Below are 436 nucleotides of genomic sequence, written 5' to 3'. Positions count from 1 at the left end.
GGTGAGCGATCTACAACAACAGCGATTCGCCCATTCAAAATATGATGTGCCGTTGTGTCAGGACGTTCAGTGATAGACAATTGTGGGAAGAGAGTATAGGAATTATCTTCAACAAATCCTTCTAATTCACCGGTAGTAAGAATAGCATCTACTTTGATTGATTCGATGCGGTATGCCATATCTTGTACAACATCTTCGTTTGCAACATCTGCAAGATAAAGTAAAAAAACTTTAGAGGTTGCTCGTTCGCCAACAGTGAATTCCTTCACTTTTAATTCGCGATTTGGAATATAGCGACGAATAAGTGCGATACTATCACTTGCCACTTCATTAAATCCTTCGTGTGAGCTTTTTATGGAAGTCTCTGTTGTAGGTTCTTCAATACTCCTTTTTGGCGCCGCTTGTGTATCTAGTTCTAAAGCCGATAATTGACCGT

The 436-nt window shown here is 39.9% G+C and carries 1 protein-coding gene; it reads right to left on the bottom strand.

Annotation, left to right across the window (positions count from 1 at the left end):
• Positions 1–436 (bottom strand): spore germination protein (locus tag MR167_RS31810; RefSeq protein ID WP_242316259.1); only part of this gene is annotated, 436 nt, incomplete at both ends.

This window comes from Bacillus cereus group sp. BfR-BA-01355, assembly GCF_022663675.1.
In the GTDB taxonomy this organism is placed as follows: domain Bacteria; phylum Bacillota; class Bacilli; order Bacillales; family Bacillaceae_G; genus Bacillus_A; species Bacillus_A thuringiensis_S.
The sequence above is the reverse complement of the archived record's forward strand: the minus strand, read 5'-3'. Positions and strand labels throughout refer to the sequence as shown.